Here is a 587-nt window from a genome sequence, read left to right as displayed (position 1 = left end):
GTACCTGTGTTGCCCGCTGCATCAGTGATGCTGGCGCTAACGCTATAATTCCCTTCGGCTAATGTGCCTGTTGGTGTCGCACTCCAGTTACCATTGGCATCGGTTTGTACATCAATGCTTTGAGTGGCATTTGCTGCATCTGTAAACGTCACCGTGATGGTGCTGTTAGGCGCATCACTGGTGCCTGTCACTGTGGGCGTGCTGTCATTTGTTAATAATGGCGCATCTACACTCACACTTGGTGCTGTGGTATCAATGGTGCCGTTGCCGGTAATATCGGTGCTGTTTCCTGCCACATCGCTGATGTTGGCGGTGATCGTGTACGGCCCTTCTGCCAGTGCAGTCGGTACTTCTACAGAGAAGTTACCATCGGCATCCACAGTGGTGGTAAAGGTTTGTGTATTGCCTTGATCGTCCACTACCGTGAAGTTAATAACCGTGCCTTCAACGGCATCACTTGTGCCACTGAGTGTCGGGGTGATGTCATTACTTGAGCCTGGGCTGGTAAGTACAAGTGTCGGTGCAGTGGTATCTATTTCACCTGCGCCTGTGGCGGTGGTGTCGTTGCCTGCGGTATCTTCAACACT

At 51.8% G+C, this 587-nt stretch carries 1 protein-coding gene; it reads right to left on the bottom strand.

All coding sequences use genetic code 11. The features are described from left to right. Positions 1 to 587 (bottom strand): Ig-like domain-containing protein (locus tag H5159_RS20765; protein WP_182780970.1); only part of this gene is annotated, 587 nt, incomplete at both ends.

The sequence above is a fragment of the Pseudoalteromonas sp. SG43-1 genome (assembly GCF_014164415.1).
GTDB classification, from domain to species: Bacteria; Pseudomonadota; Gammaproteobacteria; order Enterobacterales; family Alteromonadaceae; genus Pseudoalteromonas; species Pseudoalteromonas distincta.
This window is presented reverse-complemented; position numbering and strand designations above follow the sequence as displayed.